This is a genomic window from Bdellovibrio sp. HCB274 (genome assembly GCF_047306075.1).
Taxonomy (GTDB): Bacteria; Bdellovibrionota; Bdellovibrionia; order Bdellovibrionales; family Bdellovibrionaceae; genus Bdellovibrio.
In genome coordinates this window covers 3,128,598-3,154,054 of sequence record NZ_CP178623.1, presented here as the reverse complement: position 1 = coordinate 3,154,054, position 25,457 = coordinate 3,128,598, and the positions used below count along the sequence as shown (strand labels likewise).

The following is a 25,457-nucleotide window of genomic DNA, read 5'->3' as shown; positions in this document are numbered from 1 at the left end:
AGGCTCCTTTCGCTCCCACTCGCAGTGGGCTGATATCATACCTATCGGCTGGACCTTTGGAGAGTTGAGGGGGAAATTCAAGATTTTTGAAAATTTCCAAACATTCTCACTATGAGATACGAGGATTTAGATGCTTCAGCAGATTCTGCGTGATCATGTAAGACAATCCCCATAGCGGGACATCGCGATTTAAGGCAATCGCGGGAAGTTCCAGTGCAATCTGTTCTTTATTGAAACCATAAGTTGTCGCATGAGCGGGACTGGTCAGATGTTTCAGCGGCATCCAGAAGAAATCCGCCACTTCGTTGGGATCTAAATGGACTTCAAACTCCCGATCCAGATAAAAAACGTAAGGGCGAATAAAGAAATCCAGTAGAGTGCCAGCTTTACGTGCCTGAATATCATCCAGCTGTCCCAGAACTTCTTCCTGAGTCAAAATGATACCCACTTCTTCCTGGGTTTCGCGAATCGCCGTATGCAGGGCTGATTTATCCCAGTCTTCTTTTTTGCCTCCGGGAAAGGCAATTTGACCTGACCAGCGATCTTCAGCGCGGATGGCTCGTTGGATGAAGCCAATTTGCAGGTCATCCTGGGGCCCGCGCAAAATCACTGAAACGCAGGCATAGCGATCCAATGACTGCGATAAGTCCAATGGGTTTTGGTTCTGAAAAAGTTGAATGAGTTCTTTATTCAAGCGAAATCCTTGTGCACTCCTAAAGAATAGCACAAGGATTTGATTTTAGCGACTGGACCTGGCTGCTTCTAGCGGCAGGAACGACGGGAAACAGTTTCGTTTTGCGAGTTGGACGACACTACTTTGCAATTGTCATAGCGGCGGTTGCAGGATCTTAGTGCTTCACGTTCAGCTTCGTAGCGGGATTCGCCACGGGATTCCAAAGTCATTTTGTAACCGCGGTAATCTGTGCCTTCGACTTTAACTACATAGTAGCTGGCACTGCAGGTTTCAATACACGAGCCGTGTTTTTTCATGCAGGAACGACAATCAGAGTGACCACCCCAGTGTTCCTCCCAGCCTTTATCTGTAGCGCTGCAAGTGACATTTGGTCGGCCCCATCCGCCACGGCCCTGATCCCGGTCACCGCGACCTGGTTTGAATATGTCATCAAAGTGCCCTGCGAAAGATGTGACTGTGATCATAGTGACAGCGATAAATCCTAATAGTGCTTTCATGGTGGTCTCCTTCGTAGATTTTTGCGCCGATGCATTTCGGCTCCGAAGGAATGCTAATACAATTCATGTGCCAACGAAGTTGGAGTCAAAAAGATACTAAACTAAATAGTAGAGAATGCAGAAGTACTGACTGATGCTGCCTGCCATCACAAACAGATGCCAAATACCATGGAAGTGCTTCACTTTTTCGTCGAATAAAAAGAACGCGATACCGCCGGTATATAAAATGCCACCAGTGGTCAGTAACACAAGTCCACGCGGATCCAGATTTTCTGTCAGTGGTTTCATCGCAAACACGATCAACCAACCCATCACAACATAAATCACCATCGAGGGAATCCGCGTGCGATGAGACAGGGTGAGTTCAAAAATAATTCCGATCACAGCAAGTGTCCAGTTGATCCCAAACAACCACCATCCCCAGGGACCATGCAAAGTGATAAGCGTGAAGGGAGTATAAGTTCCTGCGATCAACAAATAGATCGCCATGTGATCAAGTTTTTGCAGTATCTTTTTCGCGCGACCCTGGAAGCTGTGATAAAGAGTCGAGATCGTATAGAGCAGAACCAACATACCACCATAAACACTGGTGCTGACGATCTTAATCAAGTCACCTTGAACGCTTGCCAACGTAACCAGAACGGAAGCTCCTGCGACCGCTAAAACGGCGCCCACCAAGTGGCTGATACTGTTGAAGCGTTCACCCTGATAGATAAGAACCTCCGATGAAGACAGTTTACCATAAGCGAAGTGCAAAACCCACTTGCGAAAATCAGATGATAAAAGAATAATTACTCAACCTAGCAGGTGAGATATATGAAGAAAACTTCAACAGCCAGTGTCCGTTTTATTTTTGCCACAATCTTTTTGGATGCACTGGGAATTGGAGTATTAATTCCAGTTTTCCCCGAAGTGATCAGACGCTTTGGTCACGACCCATCCTTCGTGAATCATTACTTTGGTTATTTTATTTCTGTTTATGCATTGATGCAGTTTGTGGCGTCTCCTGTGCTGGGTTCATTATCAGATCGTTATGGTCGCAGACCTGTGTTGCTGATTTCCTTATTGGGAGCCGGTCTTGACTATTTGCTGATGGCTTTTGCCCCGACCTTGGGAATTTTATTTGCGGGACGTATAGTTTCGGGGCTTACCGGAGCAAGCATGACAGTCGCGAGCTCCTACATGGCAGATATCTCGGATGACTCGAATCGTTCGGCGAATTTCGGGATGATCGGTGCCGCCTTTGGTTTGGGATTTATCGTGGGACCAGCCCTCGGGGGACTCTTGGGTCACTACGGACACCAAGCTCCTTTTATTGCTGCGGCTGTGTTTAATCTTTTAAACTTCGCGTTTGGTTATTTTATTTTGCCGGAATCACTGGACGAGGCCCATCGTCGCAAAATCGAATTGAAGCGTCTGAATCCCTTGCAGTCGTTGGCGAAAGTGTTGTTCAGACCCGGCATGAGGATTTTGGTTTGGCTGTATCTGTTGTTATCATTGGCAGGGCAGTCCCACGGCAGCATCTGGACATTGTTCACTCAGTACAAATTCAACTGGTCCACGTTTGAAGTGGGTTTGTCGCTATCTTTCATCGGGATTTCTATCGCCTTCGTTCAGGGATATTTGACCCGGGTCACGGTGCCGCGCTGGGGAGAGCTTAAAACGGTGAATATCGGTTTGATGTTTTGTGCGATATCTTACGTTGGCTACGCCTTGGTGACTCAAGGATGGATGCTTTACGCCGTGATGGCTTTAACTTGTCTGAATGGATTGACGGGACCGGCTGCGATGTCGTTGATTTCGAAAGACACGCCTCCGCAGGAACAAGGGGAGTTGCAGGGAACATTGATTTCCATCGCCAGCATCACCTCCATCATCGGTCCCTTAATTTATACAGATATCTTCGCGCGTTTTACGGCGGAAAATGCACCGGTTAAGTTTGCGGGAAGTGCCTATATGCTGGCGGCTGTGATCAGCTTGGCTGCGTGGGGTTTGTTTGTTCTATATCCTCGTTATCATAAGGTATCAGAGGCCCCGGCAGCGGTGCCGCCAGGCCCGATGGTGCACTAAAGAATTTCCTGCAGGTATTTGGGTAAATCCAGGTCCGCCTGCGGGTGAGGCATCATCACTGACGAGTGATCCCCCGGAAAACGCGGGAAATGTTTTTCCAAAAGATTTTTTACGTCTTTAGCGGTGATTTTTGAATGCTCAGGAATTGCTGAAAGCTCGTTCACAAACGCAGGATACTGCGAGGACGTGGACAGCGCATTCCAGAAGTTCATCTCATACAAAGTGCCGGTCATCGGCGTATCTGAAGAAAATAGATTTGCGATTTTTTCGGGAAGTCTGTTTAGGGGAGCCTCACTGTGATCCAGTGCCTGGGCCCCGTGTTGAGCAAAGTAAAGTTCGATGCTGAATTTTTCCGGCCAGTCAACAGAGTAAAGTCCTTGAAAGAATTCTGAACAGGAACGCATGTCCGTCAATGCCGCTGGCAGAAAGTACTCCACCATTCTATCGACACTGGTTCCTTTCAGTGTACAGCCCGAAGAGGTGCCTCCTTGCCAAGGCGAATCGATGCTAATCACCCGAATCGCAGGAACGTTTTCACCAAAACCATTTTTCGCAAGATAGTTTAGGGTCTCGCGCGCGATCAATCCCCCCATGCTATGGGCAATAAGGGTTACGCGTGGCGTGCGCAGTTTCATGATACTTAATGCCAGATCCTGGGCAGAGCGCTTGAGTGAGCGATGCAGATCATCATAGGCAAAGTAAAACAATCTATAGTCTGAGAATCGCGGTGTGCTTAAAAGTAATTGAGTAAAGTTTTTTACGGAACCCGAGCGTCCGTGAATGAAGATTAAAGGATCACCGGTTTCTTCGGATTCTTCCGCAAGCTGATTCATTCGCGCCATGGGTACCAGACGGCCTTGATATCGGGGGCCTAAAAGTTTGCGCTCATCTTTGGCATTGTAGCGCACGACTCCTTGAGCCAGTGCAGGTGAACCCTGAAACAAACTGAGAGTGGAAACTAATACTGAAAGTGGCACCGACAAACTCGTTTTCATCGATGCTACTTTAAGGTTTTTGAAGGTATTAGAGCGAGTTAAACTTTAATAATGAAACGCTGTTAATCGATATCAGCAAGAGCGTCACGAATCTTCTTTGCGATTTTATCAAAGTCTTCAGCATTGGCACGGACCTTTAGTCGTACACCTTTTTCGTCGTAGGACTCACCCAGGACTTTTAAACGTGCACGGATGTCGCCAATAACCCCTTGAACTTTATATGGAATAAAGATCTCTTCTTCGCGCATGGAGTTTTCAAAAAACTTAACCAAACGCAGACGAAGTTCTTCGACGTCCTGAGGATTGCGAGTAGACAAAAATATCGCGTCAGGAAATTCGGCAGCCAAAGCAGAAGTCTGCTCATCACTTAAGCAGTCGCGCTTATTAAGAATAAGTAAGCTTGGGATTTCACCAGCTCCCACTTCTGCCAAAGTCGTGCGAGTCACCTCAAGCTGAGATCTAAATGATGGATCTGCTGCATCGACAACGAATAATAGCAATGAAGCATTCAAAGCTTCATCAAGTGTGGATTTGAATGACGCCACCAGATCGTGCGGAAGTTTTTTAATAAATCCCACAGTATCAGAAAGCAAAATCTTCGGACGAGTTTCAGGATAAACGGCACGAACTGTGGTATCCAGTGTCGCAAACAATTTATCGGCCACATAAACTTCACTGCCGGTCATGGCACGCATAAGCGATGATTTACCCGCATTAGTGTAACCCACCAAGGCGACGCAGGCTTCCTGTTCGCGGCGCGAGCGACGAGTCAGGTGTTCTTGTCCAATAGAAGCAAGTTCTTGCTTTAATTCTTTGATACGGTCGCGGATTTTACGGCGATCCAATTCGATCGCGGATTCACCGGCACCCTTACCGCCACCACCCATGCGATCATCATCGCCCAGGGTTTCACGCATACGGGGAGCCACGTAAGTCAGACGAGCAATCTCGACCTGCAAGCGCGCAGCACGCGTGCGTGCATGACGACTGAAGATTTCAATGATCACACCTGTGCGATCCAAAACCTTGGCGCCTGTGGCGCTTTCGACGTTACGCAATTGGGACGGCGACAAGTCGCAGTCAAAGATCACGTATTGGGCTTGATCCTGGGGATTTTCCTCTTCAACGAAATCTTCCGGTTCAGAAGGATCGAAAGTTTCCTCAGGAAGGTCGAAAATATCTTCGTCCTCGTCGTCTTTTTTAAAGCGCAAAGAGGCCTTGTGTTTTTTCTTAACAGCAAAAGGTGCGATCTTACCAGTGCCACCAGTCCACTTCGCTAGCTCCATCAGTTTTCCATCACCCAGAACTGTGGCGCTTTTGGTGGAGGTACGACGCTGCGACATTCTGCCGATCACGTCAAAACCCAGTGTCGTCACCAGACGGGACAACTCCGTCAAAGAATTTTGCAACTCCTGATCCGAAGTTTTGCCAATCTGGATTCCCACCAGGACGGCTTTAGGAACGGCTTCGCCTGTTTCGTGAAGACTCATTTTTTGTGTCCTCCGCCGTGGCCGTGACCATGGCCGCCTTTAGGTGTACCCGCTTTAGGCGCGCCACCTTTAGGTTCGAACGTTGGTGGCTTCTTACGCGGATTCAAACGACGGCGCTTTTTAAAGCCTCCACCGCTTGGTTTAATATTTTCCATGGCTTCGATCATCGCTTTGGCTTTGCCCTTGGAAAGGATGCGGCTGCCAGCGATTTCTTCGGAGTGGTAAGGTTGATCTGTCACAACCGGAATGGTTTTGCCAATAAGACGTTCGATGTCTTTCAGGAAAGATTTTTCTTCAGCATCACAGAAGGCAATGGCAATACCCTGGCTGCCGGCGCGAGCCGTACGACCGATACGGTGAACGTAGCTTTCCGCTTCGTTTGGAAGTTCAAAGTTAATCACGTGACTGATGTCATCGATATCAATACCGCGGGCAGCGATATCTGTTGCAACCAAAACGCGGATTTTTCCTTCGCGCAGATTCTCCAAAGCACGTTGACGCGCATTTTGGGATTTGTTGCCGTGGATGGCTTCAGCAGGAATATGATTTTTAGCCAATCCCTCTGCCACACGGTTTGCACCGTGTTTGGTTCTGGTAAATACAATAACTTTGTCGAAGGATTTGTCCTGCAAAAGATGACGAAGCAAATCGCGTTTCTTGCTGCGATCCACGTACATTACGGATTGTTCGATCATTTCCGCCGTCGAGGAAACCGGAGCCACTTCAACTTTTGCCGGATCCACCAACAAAGAGTCTGCAAGCTTTTGAATCTCCTTAGGCATGGTTGCCGAGAAGAACAGGTTTTGACGTTCCTTTGGCAGGTAGTTCAAAACTTTGCGGATATCAGGCAAAAAGCCCATGTCCAGCATACGGTCCGCTTCATCCAGAACAAAAATTTCAAGCTTACCCAGTTGCAGATGTTTTTGCTGAATCAAATCCAACAGACGACCCGGTGTCGCAATCAAAACATCCACGCCTTGAGAAAGAGCTTTCACCTGAGGCTGTTGGCCGACGCCACCGAAAATAACAGCAGTGCGAATGCGCAGGTGCTTGCCGTAAGTTTGAAAGCTTTCATGAATTTGAATCGCTAATTCACGCGTCGGCGCCAAAACCAGCACGCGGGCCTGTTTTGGCATAGTGCGATTCCATTGTTGTGCCAAGTGATTCAGGATCGGCAGCGCAAACGCCGCCGTTTTGCCGGTGCCTGTTTGAGCACAGCCCAAAAGGTCGCGACCTTCCAGAAGATATGGGATTGCCTGTTGTTGAATCGGAGTCGGAATGGAGTATCCAGATTCAGAAACGGCACGTTGGATAGGTTCGACAAGGGGAAGATCAGAGAATTTTACAGAAGTCATAGGGACAGATAGCTACAGGGTATGCGTCCAAACCGCAACCCTAAAAGGCTTATCTTCCCAAAATTACAGTGATTTTTAAAACTCCCAGTCCTCAATAAGGAGGGCTGATTGGATTTGATTCTGACGAGTCAGTCCACACACGGTTTTAAGCTTATAACGGAATGAAAACTCCATCGCTGAATCGATCTCAGTCACCACGTGCGAGGGGAAATCAAATTTAAATGCACAAAACTTCATCACGGATCTCATGTTTTGAGCCATTTTTAAAAAGGCAGCATTGAACATAACGTCCCGATCCCAAAGCTCAATCCAAGTTCGGCTGGTCAATTGCTCTAAAGTGAAAGAACAGCGCTCATAGCAAGCCAGGCTGCGGAAGATCTGCAGGTTGTCGCGGTTGTAAATCTGGATGAAGCGTTCGCCTTTTAGAAGATCTGACAGGTCCGAGCTCGGGGCCTGCCCGATGCGGAACAGGAACTGCACAACGAAGCGGTCGATTTTATAGCTACCGGTCTCAAGCTCGGCCTTTAAAGCGCCCACATAGGCATTAAGAGCCCGGGCCACCTGCTGACGGGCCTCCGGCAAGAGGTCTCTATAAGAATTAAGAGCCGGATCCCCATAAGGGGCAACCTTATAGCCAAAGGCTTCAAGGACCTGAGATAGCTCTTCCAGATCTTGGCGATAACTTTGAATGTAGGGTTCATCTTTTAAAATAAATTTCATTGCGGTGATTTAATTACTAAACAAATCATCGCAACACCAATTGCAAATTTGAAATAGTTTAGGGAACAGCCCTTACATCTGCCATAAGAATAAGGGTTCCCGGGCTCTATTTGGAAAGTATTGCTTTTAAAGCTTCTTCAGGCGAGTTTTTCAGCTGAAAAAATTTTGAGTATTCCGACCTCAACAAACCTGTAGAAGTTGCATGGGTGACAAAAAGTTCGAGATTGTCAAAAAATCTTAGCACGTTAACCAGGGCAATGGGTTTTTGATGATAACCAATTTGTGACCAGGTCAATACCTCGAAAAGCTCTTCCAGAGTGCCAAAGCCGCCGGGTAAAGCGATGAAACCGTCTGACAGTGAAGCCATCGTGGCTTTGCGTTCGTGCATATCATTAACGATGCGAAGATCCGTCAATCCTTGATGAGCTTGTTCAAGCTCAACCAATTTTTGCGGAATAATTCCTGTCACCAATCCGCCTTTTTCCAGAACTGCATTGGCGATGATTCCCATCAGTCCGACTTTGCCGCCACCATAGACAAGTTCAATTTTGTGATCTGCTAATAGATACCCCAGCTGGCGCGCGGCTTCCCCGTATTCGGGTTTGTTTCCAGGGTTCGCTCCGCAATAAACGCAAATTCTTTTGATTTTCATCGTGATCCTCTTGGTGTTACAGCATGCTTTCCAACAAAGCCGATACTTTAAATAGGGTCTCCGCAAAGCTTGCTCGTATTATTTAATTCGACCAAACAAGGAGTAGGTATGGCAACGACAATGTCCGCTTCCCAAAAGGCAGCTCAAAAAAGATTAACTAAAGCTGAATTTAAATTGTTCTCGCAAGGTCAGGCCTCAGACCTAAAAAAAATTCCTCGCGAAAGAGTCAAGAAGGCTCGGGCTCGCACGGTCGAGTTGATCAAACGTCATCGTAAATCTGCTCGCACGAAATCAGATGATCTCGCAGCGTCCCGGGAAGTGAACTTTCGTTTGCGTAGCATGGAAAAAACCCTGGATCGCTTTGACCGGGTGCTGAATAAAGAGCGCATTGAAAAACGTAAAGCCAAAGCAGCCCGCGGTAAAAAGAGCATGACCGAGCAACCTAAAAGGCATTTGAATTTGAAGGACGAACCGCGCGAAGCATTCCGTCTTAAAAAACAGGGTGCGATGTATGAACAAAGCACGACAATTCCGCGCGAGAACCGAAATGCCACGAAAACAGTGGGTAAAAGAATTGCCGGTTACTCCAGCGCTCGTTCGCGCAAGGGGCAGGTGGCCCGGGATCGTCGTAACTCATCAGAGGCTTAATTAAAAAATGAAAAACAATCTTAAGAAATCCCTGGCAGTATTGCTGGGGATTTTTCCATCACTAGGGTTTGCTCAAGGTCGGGATTTAAACTTCAGTGGCAAATGCGAGGCGAATCTGCCCTTTGCCGCGATTTCATTTGTCGGCGACATTCTGATTCACAAGATGCTGTATCAGGCGGTGGTTCGCGAGACCAAGGATTTTTCCCAAATCTGGCGACCGATCAATCCTTTGTTCGCAAAAGCTCACTACTCGGTCGCGAACCTTGAGGGACCCGCGGCCATGGGTATTGATTCCCAGGGCCGGGATTGGGGTGACGTGGGTTTTATCTATGATGACCGCGTTTATTCAGGCACCAATTTTCTTTTCAACTATCATCCTCGAATTCTGGACAACCTTAAGAACAGTGGCATTGATCTTTTAACTCTGGCAAATAATCATGCCTTGGACCGTGGATCGATCGGCATTGACAGAACGGTCGTGGCCGCTCGCAGTTATGGCATTTCGACCATAGGTGTTCGACACTCACAAGAGCGCAATGCTGGTTTCGCGAAAGTGATTTCCATTCGCGGGATCAATGTTGCATTTCTTGGCTGTACAGAATCAACTAATGGACGAGGTGATTCCAAAGCTCAGGTTTTAAATTGTTTTAAACCGGAGACCGAAAACCAGATCAAAGCACTTTCCAAGCGTTCTGATGTTGATGCGGTGATTGTCTATCCGCATTGGGGAGATGAATACAAACAGACTCCACATGCGCGCCAGATTGCCGGTGCAAAAAGATTTTTGGAAGCAGGTGCCGTGGCTGTTATCGGTTCGCATCCCCATGTTTTACAGCCTTGGGATAAGTATGTGACCAGCGATGGACGTGAGACTTTCATCGTATATTCATTGGGGAACTTCGTTGCCGGACAAAAAGATGTTGCTCGCAAAGCCTCAGCGGTGATGTATCTGGGTTTGACTAAAAACGACCAGGGTAAAACGCAAATTACTGGTGTGGCGTACACTCCCACGGTTCGCAACGGAACTAAAATTTATCCCGTGGGAGCAGGCGGGGACCGGGCGGTTCTGAATTACCTAAGCCAACATTATGGAAATCAGCGATTTTTGGATATAAACGAAGCATTGGGATTAAAACTGTGTGGATCGTTGCCTTAGAGGACACTCGGGGATACAGTTATTGAATGTCATCAATCAATCCGCACTACACCTTCGAATACTCTCAGCCCGAGGAGTATCATTTTTCCCATGACTCAGTTTTTCTGGCGCGACAAGTTTATGAAATTTATCGCGACGAGGGGCTGAGTCCGTCAGCATGTCTGGATCTGTGTGCGGGTTGCGGTATTATTGGATTGGATTATCTTTTTCATAATCAAAAAGAGCGCGGCGTAGTTCCCCGCTCCTTTGATTTCCTGGAAGTTCAGGCGGATATCTATCAGCCTCACTTTGATAAAAACTCGGCGAACGTTGTGGATGGTAAAACGGCATTGCGGTTTTTGGGAGTGAACTATGATGCCCTTCAATCGGACGCTTATAAAAATCACTACGATCTGATTTTGTGCAATCCACCTTATTTTCATCGCGATCAGGGAACCTTGTCGCCGTCGGATTTTAAAAACCGCTGCCGCTTTTTCATCGACTCGGATTTTTCAAATCTGATGCGTGGGATAGAGAACTCTTTGCGTCCTGGCGGGCGGGCTTATGTTTTGTTGCGTGAACAACGCCAACATGGATGGAGTGCCTTTCATCTGGCGGGCCAACATCTGTCTTCGGTGATGAGTCTGGAAATCCTGGGGGATATTCGTGGAACCAGCCTGCTTGAGATTCGCAAGGCCAATTGAGAATCCGTAAATCCTTGCTAAATACATGTTAAGACTGGAAAACCGGGAATTTTTTCCATGCTTTTTATCCAGTTGGTTTTCAATTAGCCGGATGGTTCGGGCCCGGCATGACATCCAAGGCTGCCTCAGTTACTAGCATTCCACAGTTTTAGCGAAGGGATGCCCATGATTTCTCGAATCGTTCTAGCGATGGCTTTATTGATGCCGGCCTTGTCTATGGCTCAGGTGACGTGCCCACTGCGTAATGGTGAAACAGAATTAACTATCAACCGTGTTATGCGCAACTTCGGTAAGTATTTTACTGATGCTGAAACTGTGGCCCGCAAAATCGGCGATCCTTGGGACAAGGTCACTGACCAGGATATCGAAAAAGGTATCGCAGGTTTGAATATCACTATCGCCTGTGCAGAAGCAGTAATGGTAAATCCTGCAGAACCCGTTCTTCCTTCCAAAGGTGCATTGATCACTGATCCAAAAGCCAAACAAGAACTTAAAGAATACTACCTGTACTTCATGGAGGATTTCCGTGATGCTCTGGTGGAATACCGCGACTTGTTGACGAAAACCCTGGCAACACCTGAAGCAGAACGTGACTACGCTGCGATCGTTGAGAAAAACCAGGAAATCAACGACAAGATCAACAAAGCTCACAAGAAAATTTAGTCAGAGGAAAATTCCATGCGCAAAATTCTAGTTTCTATTTTCGTAGCATTATCTGTGGTTGTTGTTGCCGCTTACGCTGAAGTTACCAGCATTAAGCAGGACATGATGGAAATCGAAAAGATGGCTAAATCAATCAAAGCCACTGTTAACGATCCTGCACAAAACCAACAAAACGCGGTCTATGCAAATCAGATTGCTTTGTTGCTTCAGGCGAATCTGCAAAAGGTTCCGGAAATTTTGAACAGATGGCCCGAGGATCAGCGCCCGGCTGTTTGGCAAAACTACCAACAGCACATCCAGTATGCGATGGGCTTGGCAGTACAAATTCAGACTTCTTTGCAGAATAACGACAACGCGACAGCAGCGGCTTATATCAAAGCTTTGTTCGATGCCAAGGAAAGCAGTCACCACACTTACAATCCGTAAGTTACGGACTTCAAATCAAAATCACAAAGGGCTGCCAATATAGGCGGCCCTTTTATTTTTGTGCGCCTTGACTTCATCGGGAACGGACTCAGAATTAAGGACAACCCTGTGGAGGATGGATGGAGCAGACTGTCTGGAAGAACGTGCGAGCCACCTGGCTTAGCAACCGACCTTCGCCATTAGCAGGATTCATATCGGCCTTAACGGTATTAATCCTGGTGATCGGCGCTATTAGCTACTGGAATGGATTTTTCAATGCCGATCAATGGATGGCAGCATCCGGTCAAACTATCTTTGAAAAGAAGCAAATCTGGCGACTGTGGACCGCTCTGATGTCCCACGCAGATATCGGGCATTTGCTGAACAATATGATTTTGTTTTTCGTGTTGGGATATTTGTTGGTCGGCTATTTTGGCTTGTGGATGTTTCCCACCGCAGCTTTATTCTTTGGCGGCATCACAAACCTCATCGTCCTAAAAGGTTATCCACCGGAAGTCACATTGCTAGGGGCTTCAGGCGTTGTCTATTGGATGGGTGGAGCCTGGTTAACACTCTACTGGCTTCTGGATGAAAAAAGATCTCACGTGCAGCGTGGGCTTCGATCCGTAGGAGTGGGTTTGTCTGTCTTTATGCCGACTTCGGCATTCGATCCACAAATCAGCTACAGTGCGCACTTTGTGGGATTCGTTTTGGGAATTGGATTTGCGCTGGTCTATTATGCGATTAAGAGAAAAGAATTTAAGAAGGCAGTTCAATACGAGTGGGTGGACTCAGAGGGCAATGTTTTGCATCACCCTTACGAAGTTCATCATCACCCACTTCATGACGCGAACTTGGGACTATCTCATCCACACACGCACGGGCACGGGCATTCCGAAAGGAATTGAAGTGACGTAAATGCGCAGGAAGCGAACTTTGGAAGGACCGAAGTAAGCAGTCTTGGATTCGCCAGCCGCGTAAACGCCTTCGATACCAGAAACAGGTTTGCCCCAAAGGATGTGAGAAATAGTGTCGATACGCTCGATGTGAGCTTTGGATCCTACTTCAACCATGATCTGAGAATAAGTGCCGCGGTTGTGGATCAGAATGTCTTTATAGTCAGGCGATTGCGTCGTGATAGTTGTTGTTAGAACATGGGTCCATTGATTCGCTTGAGCAGTGCCCAGGAAACCAAATGAAAGAATAAGTGCAGCGATAAGTGTTTTCATGATTTGCCTCTTTTGATTTTGAGATGTCGATCTACACTTAATTTGCAGAATTACAAAGCGTAAAGAGCTGAATGAGGAATTACAAATATGAAAACTCTGTCTGAAACAAAATACTCGATTCTGGATTTGGCTTCTATTGCACAGGGAAAGTCAGTGGCAGATTCGTTTCACAATTCTCTGGATTTAGCACGCCACGCTGAAAAATGGGGATTTACTCGCTACTGGCTGGCCGAGCATCATAACCTGGAAGGTATTGCCAGCAGTGCCACATCAGTATTGATTGGGTACATCGCAGGCGGCACCTCCAGCATTCGTGTGGGCTCGGGCGGGATCATGCTTCCGAATCATGCGCCGCTGGTGATTGCAGAACAGTTTGGTACTTTGGGCACACTTTATCCTGGTCGCATTGATCTGGGATTGGGACGTGCTCCGGGTACAGATGGTTTAACGATGCGGGCTTTGCGTCGGGATCTAAGGCGCGAACCTGATTTCGGTGAACTGGTTTTGGAACTGCAGGGATACTTCAAAGAGTCAGCCGCAGATCAAAAAGTGCGCGCAATTCCTGGAGCCGGTGTGAATGTTCCTTTCTGGATTTTAGGTTCATCACTTTACAGTGCGCAATTGGCAGCTTATTTAGGTTTGCCATATTCATTCGCAGGACATTTTGCGCCGGACGAAATGATGGAAGCGATTAAAATTTATCGCGCGGGTTTTCAGGCTTCAGAACATTTAAAAAAACCTTACGTCATGTTGGGCATTCAAATCGTAGCTGCCGATACGGACGAGCAGGCGCAAAAACTTTCAACCACGGTGATGCGCAGGTTCCTTGGAATCATTCGCAATCAGCGGGTTAACCTGGAACCACCGGTGGATTCGATGGCGGCATACTGGACAGTCGCCGAAGAGCAATTAGTAAAATCGCGACTGGCGACCGCTATCATCGGTGGACCTGAAACGGTGAAACGCAAACTTCAGGAATTTATTAATGCCACCCAGGCGGATGAATTGATGATTGTTTCAGATCAGTACGAACATCGTGATCGTCTGCGCTCGTTTGAGCTTATATCGCAGCTGATGCAAAACTGATCTTTTTTTAACCGGAAGCCGGGAGGGCCCTGTCTTATAAACAGGAAAGGGGGCCAAGGATGCGGTTCTTTATTTTAGCGGCAGTATTAGGGAGTCAGTTAGCGTATTCAGTGACGGAGGCGTCTGTTGCAGATCGTATCTTGCGCCGGAAGCTTTTAAGAAGTTTGCAAGTGATTGAGTATTCGATTGCGGCGAACGGAGGTGGAAGTGCTCCTACCATTATTGTTGGATAATAAATAAAAAGCCCGGTTTGTAACCGGGCTTTTTTTATTCTTACTTATACAGCAGATATTTCTTTCTTTCCTTGGCCCAGCTTTTTTCATCTTTAGCCAAAGCCTGATCCAGATCTTTTGGTGTGGCTTTCTTATCTTCAATCCAGTTTTTCAATGCAGGTCCGCCGTTGATCACATCAAATGCCAAACGGTTTTTGACGTACTCGTAGGCGAAATCACGATAAATCGGATACTGAGGATGCATTTCCCGAATCACTTTTAGCATCAAGGCTGTTAAACGGAATGGTTTAAAGACTTCGTGCTTGTAAGCAGTAACATCAGTATGGAACTGGAATCCGTGACAAAGTTTGCCAACGTGTTTGTGGAACGTTGGTTCGAAGTAACACTCGCGCAGGAGCACACCTTTGTGCCACTGCGGCGCTTTCTTTTTCATGCGAGTCAGAACTTCGCTGAAATCAATGTCTGAAGCTCCAATCACTTCCAAAGCGCGTGTGGTACCGCGGCCTTCAGATAATGTTGTACCTTCAATTAGAACAGTCCCTGGATAAGCTCGTGCCATATTCAAAGTGGCTGCATTCGGTGAAGGATTCACCCATGGACGTTTGATGTCCCAGCCAAAGCCTGGCGCTTTATTCGGCGCATAGCCCTTCATTTTTACGACATGCAGATCCAGATCCATTTTATAGAAATCAGCAAAGTACAAAGCGAGCTCTCCCACAGTCAGACCGTGGCGCATCGGAATGGGTGCAGCTCCGACAAATGATTCCCAGCCTGGAAGCATTTTGAAACCTTCAATAGGGCGTCCCGCTGGATTGGGGCGATCCAGGATGATGATGGTTTTACCCAGCTTTGCGCACTCTTCCATCACATAAAGCAATGTCGTGATAAAAGTATAAATACGGCAACCCAAGTCCTGTAGATCAAACAACAGAACATCAAAATGGCTCATCATTTCAGGTGTGGGTCTGCGAACTTCGCCGTAAAGACTGAAGATAGGGATTTTGTGAACCGGGTCGACAAAATCAGGACTTTCAATCATGTTGTCCTGTTTATCACCGCGCACACCGTGTTGGGGACCAAAGGCACAGGAAAGTTTGATTTTTTTGGAAAGCAGGTCCAGGCTGTGTTCCAGATTTTCATTCACACTGGCTGGATGGCAGACCAGTCCTACGCGCTTTCCTTTAAGTGATTTCAGCATTTTTGCATCGGAAAGCAGAACCTCGATACCCAATTTCATTTGTTAACTTCCTTGTTAAAGCAAAATTGTAAACCCAATCCCAAGGACGATTCAAATGGGAAATTTGTGCTAGTCCCGGAGGAATTGTTCCATGGCCAAAATCACAATAATCCGGCACAATAGAATCCAACAGGAGCCCTATATGGACAGCACAATGTGGGTCATCGGCGGAGCGATAATCATCTCAATATTCAGTTTTCTGGCTTATGCCGTGCTGGCCTTCTTTTTTCCAGAGTGGGTCGGGATCACTGGCAAGGTGGCACTGAACACGGAAAAAAGTCATGGCGAGGGTGCAGATGCCCCGGCGCATATCACGGACAAGTTTTAATTAACGGCTTGGCTGCGAGGTTTTGCGAAACTTCCCAGCGCTGATTTTCATATTCTTTTTCAAAAACCGGCTGAAATAGTTCGGATCTTCAAAGCCTAAGTTGTAGCCAATTTCGGAAACACTTAAATCAGAATACGACAGCAGGCGTTTTGCCTCCAGCAGGCAGCGGTTCAGAATGTATTCCTTGGCAGAAATATCCAGTTCCTTTTGCACTTTTGCAGAAAGGGACTTGGGAGTTAATTTCAGGCGGGCAGCGTAAAACTCCACCTGATGTTTTTCCTGAAAGAATTCCTCCACCAGATCAGCAAAGCGGGTCACGACGTCGTCGTTTTTTCCAAGCTCGCGATCCGCAGCTTTAGTTACGCGTAAAGCTTCCAGTAAAATTAAGCTAAGATAGCTTTGCAGACTGAGTTCAAAATTATCACCCTGCTGCAGGAATTCGGATTCCATCAGTTTCAAAAAACTTTCGGAAAATGCACTGTTGCCACTGGGAATTTTAAAATGATCAGGGACGTGGCGGCTGTGTTGCGGAAGATTTAATCCGCCCAAAAGATTCTTGTTAAAGGACTCTTCGGTGTATTCGATCACGAAACCTTGCGAGTTCCTGGCAAGTTTCCATCCATGCATCTGGCCGGGCTTTATAAAGAAAGCCTGACCGCCCTTAACCGGGTAAGTGTTAAAATCGATTTCGTGCCATCCTTGGGATTTATGCACGATCACGATTTGATAAAAATCATGTTTGTGGGGAAAGGCGACCTTGGGGATAACACGGTCTTTGAGGCGTTCGACCCGGATGTCTCCGCGGCGAACCATCTTTACCCCCAGGGATTCCAGTGGATGTCGTTTTTTTAGTAAATCCGATTTGGCGCTCATGAAACCTATTTCAAAAGGAATTTAATAATTTCTTCCTTTTGAGCATAGCCATCTTTGCGGCCTATTTCTATCAGATCCGAGCAGAATGTTGGATCAAACATCAAATAACTGATGATCTCGCTGGCATCCTGCAAACTTCCCAAACCTTTCATAAGGTAGCGAATAACGCGGGGAAGTTTTGCGGCTTTTTGCACGGCCATTTCGCCGATATCTTCAGACGGAGAAATGAACAGGTAATCCAGCGGGCGCAGGGACACCTTACGTTGTTGCTCGGGAGTGATGGCCGAGGCGTATTCATTCAAACGACGCAGTTTTTCGACGTCCTGCTCGACGGCATCCAGCAGGACACCATTCAAAATCGTATTGATCACACGGGCCAAACTTGGTGCAGTGTCCGTGCTTTCTGCATGCAAATCATAAGCAGTCGAACTTTGCAGTCGCACACCAATCACCATTAGTTTTTCCGCGCCCAAATAAATAGTCGGGCTGCACGGCGCGTGGTTACGAACAGCTCCGTCACCAAAGAAGCGTTCATTTACTTTAATTGGAGGAAACAAAAGGGGAATAGCCGATGACGCCATGATGTGTTCTGTATTAATCGGACTGAATTCGCTGCGCTTGCGGCCCTTGTCCCAGGAATTTACACTATTCTTGCTTTGCACGAATGTCGTCGTCGCAGATTTTGCATAATCGATAGAGGTAATACACAAAGCCTCAAGGTGACCAGCGTCGATATTTGATTGAACTTGTTCATAGTTCATATTGCGACTGATCAGTCCGCGAAGGGGAGTCGTATCCAACAAGCCGCGTCCCGGTGTTGTGCCGGTAATGCCGCCCAAGGAAATCTCTTTTAACCATTGAATGCCGATTTTTCCCATAGTGAGGGAATCAGTTGAAAACACCTGATCGAAATGAACTTCGCTCCACAGTCTTGCCAGGGATTCGGTGGCATATTTATAGTCGTGAGCATTGCTTGCCAGGGAACTGGCGTTGATGGCGCCGGCACTTACACCAGACAGAAAATCCAGTTTCAAAGGAATGCCCGAGGCCTGCGCAATTTCATAAACTGCAACCAGGACACCTGCCTGATAAGCACCTCGCGCACCGCCGCCTGATAATACTAACCCTGACTTTTTCATACAGGGTATTTATCGGAATTTCGTGGAGGGATCTGAAAGCGAATGGCCCCGTCTTTGGTCCAGGTTCTGCTAAGGAAGCACCCAGTAAAGATAGATGAGAATAGCTAATGCGAGAAAACCCAAAAGAATGGCGGTGATGGTTCCAACCAGAACGTAAATTTGCTTGGATTCGGGTTCTGATTTTGGATCTAGTTCCATAGGCTCTTCCTGTTCCGCTGAGGGGCGAATTTTCGTCTTGAAACAAAATATCTTGGGAAACAGTTAAACTTCAAGGAGCAATGTTACGGGACCGTCGTTAAGCAGTTGAATTTTCATGTCTGCTCCAAAGATGCCGCCTTGAGTTGGAATTCCCAGGGATTGACTCAGTTCCAATCCTTTTTTGTACAGCGGTTCGGCCAAGGCCGGTGATTCAGCACCAATAAAACTGGGACGTTTGCCTTTTGATGTGTCACCTAAAAGGGTAAATTGGGATACCAAAAGATGTTCACCAGCAACCTCTTTCAGCGACAGGTTCATCTTGCCTTCCTGATCTGGAAACACACGCAGATCAGCGATCTTGGTGATTAGTTTTTGGAGTTGTTGTTCGGTGTCACCTTTGGCGACTCCAAGAAGTGTCAGAAAGCCGGGGCCGATGGAGGAAATGATTTTTCCGTCCACGGTGACAGATGCGGAGAGAACTCTTTGAACTACGGCCTTCATGATCTAAACCTTTTCGTTGAGGATTTGATCTTTCATCAGGCCGTTAGCGAAGTCAAAAAAAGGGAGCTATAAGCTCCCTTTTTTTATTGCCACTCTGGTGCGTGGTTACTTTTCACTATTACGTTAGGTTTCTTAAGCGAAGCACCCACCGGGCGTCGTCGCGGAAGAGAGAAAGTCACTGTGGTTCCTCGGCCCGTTTGGCTTTGGATTTGTACTGTGCCTCCGTGCGCTTCAACAATCGTTTTTACGATTGCCAGGCCCAGGCCCGCGCCCTTATCTGCAGTCTTTTTTGCCTGCCAGAAGTTTTCAAAGATGGTCGGCAGTTGATTTGCAGGGATGCCAGGTCCGCTATCGATGACCGAAATATTAACGTATTTCTGATCACTGCGAACTTTCACAACCACCTTTTCACCTTTAGGACTGAATTTGATCGCGTTACCAATCAGATTCGCAAGGACACGCAGCACGCGTTCGTTATCATAGAATGCCAGGACGGGAGGGTTGACACTGTCGATTTGCAGACGAACATCATGTTGTTTTGCCAATGGAGCCATTTGCAGACGGGCGCTGTCCAAAACATTGTCGACGGATAATTGATCCATACGCAAAGTCAGACCATGCATTTCAGTATTCTTTTGATCGCGAATATCTTTGATCAAGCCTTCGATCGTGACCACAGTGGACTTCATAAGTTCACCGCTCTCAACGATATCCAGTCCTTGCGGAGTGGTTGCCATGCGCTCGGCCGTAGAGGAGATCATGTTCAAAGAATCCTGAAGATCGTGGGAAATCGCAAACAAAGTCTCGTCCCGATCCTGAACGGCTTTTTTGGCTTCGTCATAAAGACGTTTTTGCTGAGCCAGTTGGAAGGACTGTTTGCGCAACAGACGCACTACCAGGAAGCCCATACTGATGAAAATGAATACCAGTGATCCGGAAAGCCATGTCATACCAAATGGAATCTGGATTTCAGCCTGAGCTGCAGCTTCACGAATTTCTTCCTGGGCTTTGTCGATTTGCACCTGGTGCAAGTGGGCCATGTCATCGAAAGCTTCGTTGAATTGGGAGCGAAGAGGATTGGATCTGGCCTGATAGAACTGACCTACGATGCGTGATTCAGTTTTCTTATCGCGATGTTCAATGGCCTGGTCAAAGAACTCCTGATTTTTGTTTTGAATGTCCTGAAGTCGTTTCACAACTTCAGAAACTCCGGGAAGGTTGTGCTGCTTATCGAAAGCCGTCAAAGCTTCCGCCAGTGTTTCCTTTTCCTTTTTTTGTTTATCATAAATATTTTGGGAACCTAAGAGGAAGTAAGCGCGGCTGTTATCCAGCTGAGAAGATGCAATGCCCCGCATACGTTCGATCTCGATCAATGCGCCGGGGTCAGCGTGTGTAGTCACGCTGTTAGATGCAACACCTTGTTGCACGCGCATTGCGTAGCCCCACGCTCCAATCAACACTGCCGCAAAGACGACAGATAAGACCAGCAGAGCTTTCTTTTCGAATGTCGACTTTTTCTCTGAGGGCGACACTTCCGTTGTTTGATCGTTCTCTTCCAATAAGACTTCGGTTTGATTTGTTTTTGTGCTCATACAAATTGAATAACAACCCTCACAGTGTTTAAGCAACTGCGAATGTAATAAAAAAGTAACAAGTCTAGTCGAAGTTTGTGTTCCATTAAAACGTTTGAAGAAACCTTCACACAGAGCTGAGTGAATGGCTGTAAAAATCAATAGTGGATTCAGTTTCAGGAAATCCAGTTTTTATTTTCGCCGTCCCGATTTGGAATGATGTCAATGAAATTTGTTTATGTATCAAATAAGGATTTGTAGAGTCTTTATCCGGGTATTCTTAAAATTGCACGTTCACTTTTTGTACTAAATTTTTCACCTTCAAGTTCGCCGCAACTAAATCCGAAAGATCTTCGCGGAGGATAATGCATGGAACGATTTCAGTATCATTTATTCAATCCACGAGCTCTCACAGCAGACACAGTTCAACTAAGTAACGACGTCTATGATCTTTGGAAAACAGTTTATAAAGATGTTCTGGGTAAAGTGGGGGAGCCACTGAACCCTGACGACTTTCACCGCTGTGATGTTATCGTGGCCTTAACAGATAACAACAAGGTCTTTGGCTTTCATATGTACAGTGCCTTTGATCTTCGTTCCGATGCACTTCGCGATCATCACTACATGAAAGCTTTCGACGATCTGATCATCAGAAAATTCCAGCAGCGTGGAATCAATACGATGATGAGTATGGAGTACTTAACGGTGTCGCCGGAATATCGTTCCCGCAGTTCTGAAGTGAACTGGTCAGAAATCATCATCGCCCTGGGAAGTAAAGTCATGGAGGCCGGAGGCTGGGATTGCCTGGTGGGTACGGCCCGCCGCGATCTGAATGTGCGCCGCAAATCCGCCAAAAGTGGCGCGAACTATTTTGGCAGTGTGATCAAGATGAACTACGAATGTGAAATTCTGATGACCAAGTATGGCGAGGTTCAGCCACTCAGTGATCCAAAACATGCAGAGCTTGTCGAGGCGCTGTGGGCGGCGAAGGCCAATCACACGCAAATACTTGATGAAAACCGCATCGCTGTTCCGCTTAAAAAAGTCGCCTAATTTTTTAAATTATTTAACTGCACCCTAAAAAACTGAAAAGAGAAATCAATGAAGCACGCGAACGTAACCGAAGAACTAAAACAACTTTTGAAGCACTCGCAAAAACAGATCGAAAAATTTCCGTGGGAAGACAAGGCTGCCTATTCGGCCTGGGTTTCCCAAACTTATTATTTCGTCCGTCACTCTACCAGACTGCTGGCGCTGGCAGCGGCGCGCACCGAACTTGCGACACAGGAATTTCACAACCGCTTTCTGGCTCACAGTGGAGAGGAAAAAGGGCATGAGAAGCTTTTGCTTAACGACCTGAAAGCTTTGGGCGGTAAAGTGGAAGAGTGGCCAGAGATGCCCGGTGCCTGCGCGATGTATCAGTCGCAGTATTATTATATCGAACATAAATCTCCGATGGCTTTCTTTGGCTATATTCTGGCGCTGGAGGCCCTGGCGGCTTACTTTGGTGAGGAAGTGAATAAGCGGGTGGAGAAGGCCTACGGGCCGAAAGCTGCGCATTTTATCCGCGTTCACGCCGAAGAGGATCAGGGGCATACAGAAGAGGCCTTGTCCAAGATTGCTTCGTTGCCTGCTCACCATCAGGAAACGGTTTTACAAAACCTAAGACAGACATTGTCTTACTATGAGCAAGTGCTGAACCAATGCAAAGATTTTGCAAAGGCCGGAGTGAAGGCCGCTTAAGCGTAATTCAATCCTGGGTAACCAGGATATCATTTAGAGACATTTCCAGCGGTCCCCAAGGGGACCGCTTTTTATTCAAACTGAGTTTAGGTACAATAGAACGACATGGATTCTGAACGTTATAAATTCAGCTTTGAGCGTGAACTTGCACAGCTTAAAATTTATCGCGCGTACTTCCTGAACCTTTTGTTCTGGGGTGGTGTTGCAAGCTGCATGTACTTTATGATCAACTTCGGTTCCATGCTGGCAGAAAGCAGTTACTCGTTTCAACAGGATCTGGCCAGTTCCTCGGATGAGCGCAAGACCTACATGGCCTGTGTGATGATCATGCGAACCATCAACCCCTCTGCCACTGAATTTTCCAGCTGCGAGCCCTATAACACTTACGATAAAATCAAGCAGCGCAAGGTCGCGACCGTAGAACCCATCGATGGCGAATGCCCGGCGGGATATAAAATGATCACGAATTTTGGAATGATAACCTGTAAAGCGTTGCCGGCTGAAAAGAAGGAATAAGATCACAGTCTTTGGGCATAAAAAAACCGAGTGCTGTTAGACACTCGGTTTTTTAAATTCAAATTTCAATATGCAATTTAGTCGTTAAGACCAAAACCGGAAACCGGGAACATGGATACAGAGATCTGATACGTTTTGCCTTGTTGAGCAACACCAGCATCCAACCATTGCGCAAGGTCTTTGCGGAATGATTTGATTTTTTCTTTTGCTTCATCCAAACGAGCTTCATCAACTGTGATAGTGATCGTTGATTGTTCACGATCTTCACTTGGCATTTTCTCAAGCAGGCGCTCAAGTTTGCGCTTCATTTTCTTTTCGCGGCTGACTTCTGCAAATTGCTGAAGTTGCTCGCCCGGCAAATTCAAACGCTCACCAAACATACGAATAGTTCTCATAGTTACAGTGCGTTTGCCGTTTAGAATTTTTGAAAGGAAAGATGAGTCCACTTCCAGGTGTCTTGCGAATGCACGCAAAGAATAACGTGGATAGTTTTGGCTGCGACGAGCTAGCTCGTCCTCAAGGAATTGGCGGAAATCTGAATTTTTGATTTGTTCTTGCATGACCGAAGTGTCTATTTGCAGGGGACCGAATAATCAATTATTTGTTCACAGTCTTACACTAATTTAATAGAGCCGTGCGGGATGCGTCATGTTTTTCAAATTTTATCGAATATCAACAACTTACGGACACGTCCGTTTTCTGGAACATTACAGAATTTGGTGAATTGGAACGATGTTTTGAAGGGTAAAAACTCATCAAAAAATGCATCCAATTTGTCTTCATAGTTGTGGGTGCTAATGATGTAGCGTTTGATAAATACCGAATTCTTCTCATGAATTCCACGCAGGATGTCGGTGATGGTATGTGTCCCCACTCCGATGATCACCACGGTTCCACTAACTTTGTGCGTTAAGCTTTCTCCACTTTGCGCCCAAAAATACGCGCGTTGATCTTGTTCATACTTTTGGTGCTTTTGTTCGAAGCGTTCTTTCAGATTGGAAATAATATGCGGAACCTGATCCACGAAGTGCACTTCAGGAAAGCGTCTACTGCGATAGGCACTCAGTCCCAGGTAACCATGATCGCAGCAAAAATCCCAGACGGGCTCGCCCGGAATCAAATGGTCATAGACTGCTTGCATACGATCAGAAAGTTTAAACATGGTGCCAGCATTCTTACTAAAGCTGCGGCGGCGTTGCAATCGCGGCCTGCCTTGACTGTTACTTGGGTAAATCGGACACTCACGCCCATGAAAAAAACTCCATTAGCTGATACACACATTTCTTTGGGCGCCCGCATGGTCGACTTTGCCGGCTGGTACATGCCTGTTCAATATGCAGGTCTTCGTGAAGAACACGACAATGTTCGTAAGAACGTAGGTCTGTTCGACGTCTCTCACATGGGTGAAATCCGTGTGAAAGGTCCGAAGGCTCTTGAGACTTTGGAGTGGCTGACAACGAATGATGTGGCTCGCTTGAATGAAGGTGAAGCTCAATACTCGTTGTTGCCGAATGATCAGGGTGGCTTGGTTGACGATATTATCGTTTACTGCCTGACTAAAGATGCTGACTACTTGGTTTGCGTGAATGCTTCTAATAAAGACAAAGACTTTGCGTGGATGACGAAACACAATAAAGGCTCTGACATGACGGACGAGTCTGACAAGTGGGGGCAGATTGCGATTCAAGGGCCGAAAGCGCTTGAACTTTGTGACCGTGTCTTTGGTTTTAAAGTCAGCGAGATGAAACCTTTCACTGTGAAATCCGGAAAATTCCAAAACCACAATATCATGGTGGCGACGACAGGTTACACGGGCGAAAAAGGCTGCGAAGTTTTCGTGGACGCTGCGGGAACTGTGGCTTTGTGGAATGAACTTCTGGCTCAAGGAAAAGATTTGGGAGTTGCTCCGATCGGTTTGGGCGCTCGCGATACTTTGCGTACAGAGATGAAGTATTCTCTTTACGGTCACGAAATTGATGACACAACGAATCCATATGAAGCGGGTCTTGGATGGGTGGTAAAACCAGCTAAAAAAGACTTTATGAACAAGGCACAAATCGTTGGGGTCAAAGAGGCCGGATTAAAGCAAAATCTTGTGGGATTTAAGATGCTTGAGAAGGGCATCCCTCGTCAGGGTTACAGCCTGTTTTCTTTTGACAATAAAGAGATCGGAAAGGTAACTAGTGGTACTCACTCACCAAGCCTGGATGAACCAATTGGCATCGCATTTATTGATGTAGCTTATGCCAAAGAGGGAACTGAGTTCCAACTGGATATCCGTGGCCGCAAAGTGAAAGCGGTTGTTGTTAAAACACCATTTATTTCGAAATAAGGAGCCAATCATGCCATTCCATATTCCTGAAGACTATTACTACACAAAAGAACACGAATGGGCTCAAGTTGACGAGAACATCGTGACTGTCGGCATCACAGAGTTCGCGCAGGATTCTTTGGGCGAAATCGTTTACGTTGAACTTCCAGAAGAAGGTCAAAAAATCACTCAGGGCCAAATTTTTGGTGTTGTTGAGTCCGTAAAAGCGGTTTCAGACCTTTACGCGCCAGTTTCTGGCACTGTAATCGAAGTAAATGCGTCTTTGGGTGACGATCCATCTGTATTGAACGACGATCCAGTGAACGAAGGCTGGTTGGTTCGTATCGAAATGGATACTGAAAAAGAGCTAGCTAACCTAATGAGAGCTCCAGATTACAAAAAATTGATCGCAGACAAATAATTTCTATTGATTTAGCGGAGACAATTCGCTAAATCTTTGTTTC

General features: G+C 46.7%; 31 protein-coding genes. 14 read left to right on the top strand and 17 right to left on the bottom strand.

Annotated elements, in window-relative coordinates; translation table 11 throughout:
- Positions 1-109 precede the first annotated feature (109 nt).
- The 3 genes from ACLWNV_RS15250 to trhA all read right to left on the bottom strand — a co-directional run bounded on the left by ACLWNV_RS15250 (position 110) and on the right by trhA (position 1,905).
- On the bottom strand, positions 110-694 hold the full coding sequence (locus ACLWNV_RS15250; RefSeq protein WP_413585300.1) for an NUDIX hydrolase: 585 nt from the start codon (positions 692-694) through the stop codon (positions 110-112).
- Between the two features lie 68 nt (positions 695-762).
- Entirely contained in the window at positions 763-1,191 is a 429-nt protein-coding gene (locus ACLWNV_RS15245) for a hypothetical protein (protein ID WP_413585299.1), read from the bottom strand.
- Positions 1,192-1,287: 96 nt separating this feature from the next.
- Entirely contained in the window at positions 1,288-1,905 is a 618-nt protein-coding gene (gene trhA / locus ACLWNV_RS15240; RefSeq protein ID WP_413587643.1) for a PAQR family membrane homeostasis protein TrhA, read from the bottom strand.
- A gap of 102 nt (positions 1,906-2,007) precedes the next feature.
- Between trhA and ACLWNV_RS15235 the strand changes: the two genes are divergently transcribed.
- On the top strand, positions 2,008-3,261 hold the full coding sequence (locus ACLWNV_RS15235; protein ID WP_413585298.1) for a TCR/Tet family MFS transporter: 1,254 nt from the start codon (positions 2,008-2,010) through the stop codon (positions 3,259-3,261).
- Here ACLWNV_RS15235 and ACLWNV_RS15230 read toward each other — a convergent pair.
- The 5 genes from ACLWNV_RS15230 to ACLWNV_RS15210 form a co-directional block, all read right to left on the bottom strand.
- A complete protein-coding gene (locus tag ACLWNV_RS15230) occupies positions 3,258-4,256 on the bottom strand; it encodes a lipase family alpha/beta hydrolase (protein ID WP_413585297.1) in 999 nt (332 codons plus the stop codon). The two genes, ACLWNV_RS15235 and ACLWNV_RS15230, sit on opposite strands and share 4 nt — an antisense overlap.
- Before the next feature lie 62 nt (positions 4,257-4,318).
- Complete coding sequence (hflX, locus tag ACLWNV_RS15225) at positions 4,319-5,746, bottom strand: GTPase HflX (protein ID WP_413585296.1); 1,428 nt, start codon at positions 5,744-5,746, stop codon at positions 4,319-4,321.
- A complete protein-coding gene (locus tag ACLWNV_RS15220; RefSeq protein ID WP_413585295.1) occupies positions 5,743-7,101 on the bottom strand; it encodes a DEAD/DEAH box helicase in 1,359 nt (452 codons plus the stop codon). Before ACLWNV_RS15220 ends, hflX begins: the two co-directional genes overlap by 4 nt.
- Positions 7,102-7,176: 75 nt before the next feature.
- The gene (locus tag ACLWNV_RS15215) at positions 7,177-7,821 is read right to left on the bottom strand and encodes a hypothetical protein (RefSeq protein WP_413585294.1); all 645 of its coding nucleotides are present in this window, start codon (positions 7,819-7,821) and stop codon (positions 7,177-7,179) included.
- 106 nt (positions 7,822-7,927) lie between these two features.
- Entirely contained in the window at positions 7,928-8,473 is a 546-nt protein-coding gene (locus ACLWNV_RS15210) for a TIGR00730 family Rossman fold protein (RefSeq protein WP_413585293.1), read from the bottom strand.
- 108 nt (positions 8,474-8,581) lie between these two features.
- Between ACLWNV_RS15210 and ACLWNV_RS15205 the strand changes: the two genes are divergently transcribed.
- The 6 genes from ACLWNV_RS15205 to ACLWNV_RS15180 all read left to right on the top strand — a co-directional run bounded on the left by ACLWNV_RS15205 (position 8,582) and on the right by ACLWNV_RS15180 (position 12,936).
- Positions 8,582-9,121 carry a hypothetical protein gene (locus ACLWNV_RS15205; RefSeq protein ID WP_413585292.1) on the top strand — a complete coding sequence of 180 codons (540 nt, stop codon included), beginning with the start codon at positions 8,582-8,584 and terminating at the stop codon, positions 9,119-9,121.
- Between the two features lie 7 nt (positions 9,122-9,128).
- A complete protein-coding gene (locus ACLWNV_RS15200) occupies positions 9,129-10,277 on the top strand; it encodes a CapA family protein (RefSeq protein ID WP_413585291.1) in 1,149 nt (382 codons plus the stop codon).
- A gap of 26 nt (positions 10,278-10,303) precedes the next feature.
- On the top strand, positions 10,304-10,960 hold the full coding sequence (locus ACLWNV_RS15195) for a methyltransferase (protein WP_413585290.1): 657 nt from the start codon (positions 10,304-10,306) through the stop codon (positions 10,958-10,960).
- Between the two features lie 165 nt (positions 10,961-11,125).
- Positions 11,126-11,623: a hypothetical protein gene (locus ACLWNV_RS15190; protein ID WP_413585289.1), complete on the top strand. Its 498-nt coding sequence runs from the start codon at positions 11,126-11,128 to the stop codon at positions 11,621-11,623.
- 15 nt (positions 11,624-11,638) lie between these two features.
- The gene (locus ACLWNV_RS15185; protein ID WP_413585288.1) at positions 11,639-12,049 is read left to right on the top strand and encodes a hypothetical protein; all 411 of its coding nucleotides are present in this window, start codon (positions 11,639-11,641) and stop codon (positions 12,047-12,049) included.
- A gap of 119 nt (positions 12,050-12,168) precedes the next feature.
- On the top strand, positions 12,169-12,936 hold the full coding sequence (locus ACLWNV_RS15180; RefSeq protein ID WP_413585287.1) for a rhomboid family intramembrane serine protease: 768 nt from the start codon (positions 12,169-12,171) through the stop codon (positions 12,934-12,936).
- Here ACLWNV_RS15180 and ACLWNV_RS15175 read toward each other — a convergent pair.
- Positions 12,889-13,257 (bottom strand): hypothetical protein, encoded by a 369-nt coding sequence (locus ACLWNV_RS15175; RefSeq protein ID WP_413585286.1) that lies wholly within the window; start codon positions 13,255-13,257, stop codon positions 12,889-12,891. The two genes, ACLWNV_RS15180 and ACLWNV_RS15175, sit on opposite strands and share 48 nt — an antisense overlap.
- Positions 13,258-13,344: 87 nt before the next feature.
- On the opposite strand from ACLWNV_RS15175, the gene ACLWNV_RS15170 reads away from it, so the two are divergent.
- The gene (locus tag ACLWNV_RS15170; RefSeq protein WP_413585285.1) at positions 13,345-14,343 is read left to right on the top strand and encodes an LLM class flavin-dependent oxidoreductase; all 999 of its coding nucleotides are present in this window, start codon (positions 13,345-13,347) and stop codon (positions 14,341-14,343) included.
- 273 nt (positions 14,344-14,616) lie between these two features.
- Here the strand turns inward: ACLWNV_RS15170 and ACLWNV_RS15165 are convergent, their stop codons facing one another.
- A complete protein-coding gene (locus tag ACLWNV_RS15165) occupies positions 14,617-15,813 on the bottom strand; it encodes an exo-beta-N-acetylmuramidase NamZ domain-containing protein (RefSeq protein ID WP_413585284.1) in 1,197 nt (398 codons plus the stop codon).
- A gap of 142 nt (positions 15,814-15,955) precedes the next feature.
- Between ACLWNV_RS15165 and ACLWNV_RS15160 the strand changes: the two genes are divergently transcribed.
- Positions 15,956-16,141, top strand: a complete 186-nt coding sequence (locus ACLWNV_RS15160) for a hypothetical protein (RefSeq protein ID WP_413585283.1) — start codon at positions 15,956-15,958, stop codon at positions 16,139-16,141.
- Here the strand turns inward: ACLWNV_RS15160 and ACLWNV_RS15155 are convergent, their stop codons facing one another.
- The 5 genes from ACLWNV_RS15155 to ACLWNV_RS15135 form a co-directional block, all read right to left on the bottom strand.
- Entirely contained in the window at positions 16,142-17,014 is an 873-nt protein-coding gene (locus ACLWNV_RS15155) for a helix-turn-helix domain-containing protein (RefSeq protein ID WP_413585282.1), read from the bottom strand. It lies immediately after the preceding gene.
- A 5-nt stretch (positions 17,015-17,019) separates the two neighbouring features.
- Positions 17,020-18,153, bottom strand: a complete 1,134-nt coding sequence (locus ACLWNV_RS15150) for a patatin-like phospholipase family protein (protein WP_413585281.1) — start codon at positions 18,151-18,153, stop codon at positions 17,020-17,022.
- A gap of 69 nt (positions 18,154-18,222) precedes the next feature.
- Positions 18,223-18,351: a hypothetical protein gene (locus ACLWNV_RS15145; RefSeq protein ID WP_413585280.1), complete on the bottom strand. Its 129-nt coding sequence runs from the start codon at positions 18,349-18,351 to the stop codon at positions 18,223-18,225.
- A 63-nt stretch (positions 18,352-18,414) separates the two neighbouring features.
- The gene (gene dtd / locus ACLWNV_RS15140; RefSeq protein ID WP_413585279.1) at positions 18,415-18,852 is read right to left on the bottom strand and encodes a D-aminoacyl-tRNA deacylase; all 438 of its coding nucleotides are present in this window, start codon (positions 18,850-18,852) and stop codon (positions 18,415-18,417) included.
- An 83-nt stretch (positions 18,853-18,935) separates the two neighbouring features.
- Entirely contained in the window at positions 18,936-20,444 is a 1,509-nt protein-coding gene (locus tag ACLWNV_RS15135; protein WP_413585278.1) for a sensor histidine kinase, read from the bottom strand.
- A 348-nt stretch (positions 20,445-20,792) separates the two neighbouring features.
- Between ACLWNV_RS15135 and ACLWNV_RS15130 the strand changes: the two genes are divergently transcribed.
- The 3 genes from ACLWNV_RS15130 to ACLWNV_RS15120 all read left to right on the top strand — a co-directional run bounded on the left by ACLWNV_RS15130 (position 20,793) and on the right by ACLWNV_RS15120 (position 22,682).
- Positions 20,793-21,476, top strand: coding sequence for a hypothetical protein (locus ACLWNV_RS15130; RefSeq protein ID WP_413585277.1), 684 nt, complete (start codon positions 20,793-20,795; stop codon positions 21,474-21,476).
- A 48-nt stretch (positions 21,477-21,524) separates the two neighbouring features.
- Positions 21,525-22,166, top strand: a complete 642-nt coding sequence (locus tag ACLWNV_RS15125; RefSeq protein ID WP_413585276.1) for an iron-containing redox enzyme family protein — start codon at positions 21,525-21,527, stop codon at positions 22,164-22,166.
- 105 nt (positions 22,167-22,271) lie between these two features.
- Positions 22,272-22,682 carry a hypothetical protein gene (locus tag ACLWNV_RS15120; protein ID WP_413585275.1) on the top strand — a complete coding sequence of 137 codons (411 nt, stop codon included), beginning with the start codon at positions 22,272-22,274 and terminating at the stop codon, positions 22,680-22,682.
- A gap of 77 nt (positions 22,683-22,759) precedes the next feature.
- Here ACLWNV_RS15120 and ACLWNV_RS15115 read toward each other — a convergent pair whose 3' ends face one another.
- Both ACLWNV_RS15115 and ACLWNV_RS15110 read right to left on the bottom strand, forming a co-directional pair.
- Positions 22,760-23,242 (bottom strand): DUF4423 domain-containing protein, encoded by a 483-nt coding sequence (locus ACLWNV_RS15115; protein WP_413585274.1) that lies wholly within the window; start codon positions 23,240-23,242, stop codon positions 22,760-22,762.
- 95 nt (positions 23,243-23,337) lie between these two features.
- Positions 23,338-23,844, bottom strand: coding sequence for an SAM-dependent methyltransferase (locus ACLWNV_RS15110; RefSeq protein WP_413585273.1), 507 nt, complete (start codon positions 23,842-23,844; stop codon positions 23,338-23,340).
- An 87-nt stretch (positions 23,845-23,931) separates the two neighbouring features.
- Here ACLWNV_RS15110 and gcvT point away from each other — a divergent pair, with 87 nt between their 5' ends.
- Both gcvT and gcvH read left to right on the top strand, forming a co-directional pair.
- Positions 23,932-25,014 (top strand): glycine cleavage system aminomethyltransferase GcvT, encoded by a 1,083-nt coding sequence (gene gcvT, locus ACLWNV_RS15105; RefSeq protein WP_413585272.1) that lies wholly within the window; start codon positions 23,932-23,934, stop codon positions 25,012-25,014.
- Positions 25,015-25,024: 10 nt separating this feature from the next.
- A complete protein-coding gene (gcvH, locus tag ACLWNV_RS15100; protein ID WP_413585271.1) occupies positions 25,025-25,414 on the top strand; it encodes a glycine cleavage system protein GcvH in 390 nt (129 codons plus the stop codon).
- The last annotated feature ends 43 nt before the right edge of the window (positions 25,415-25,457 follow it).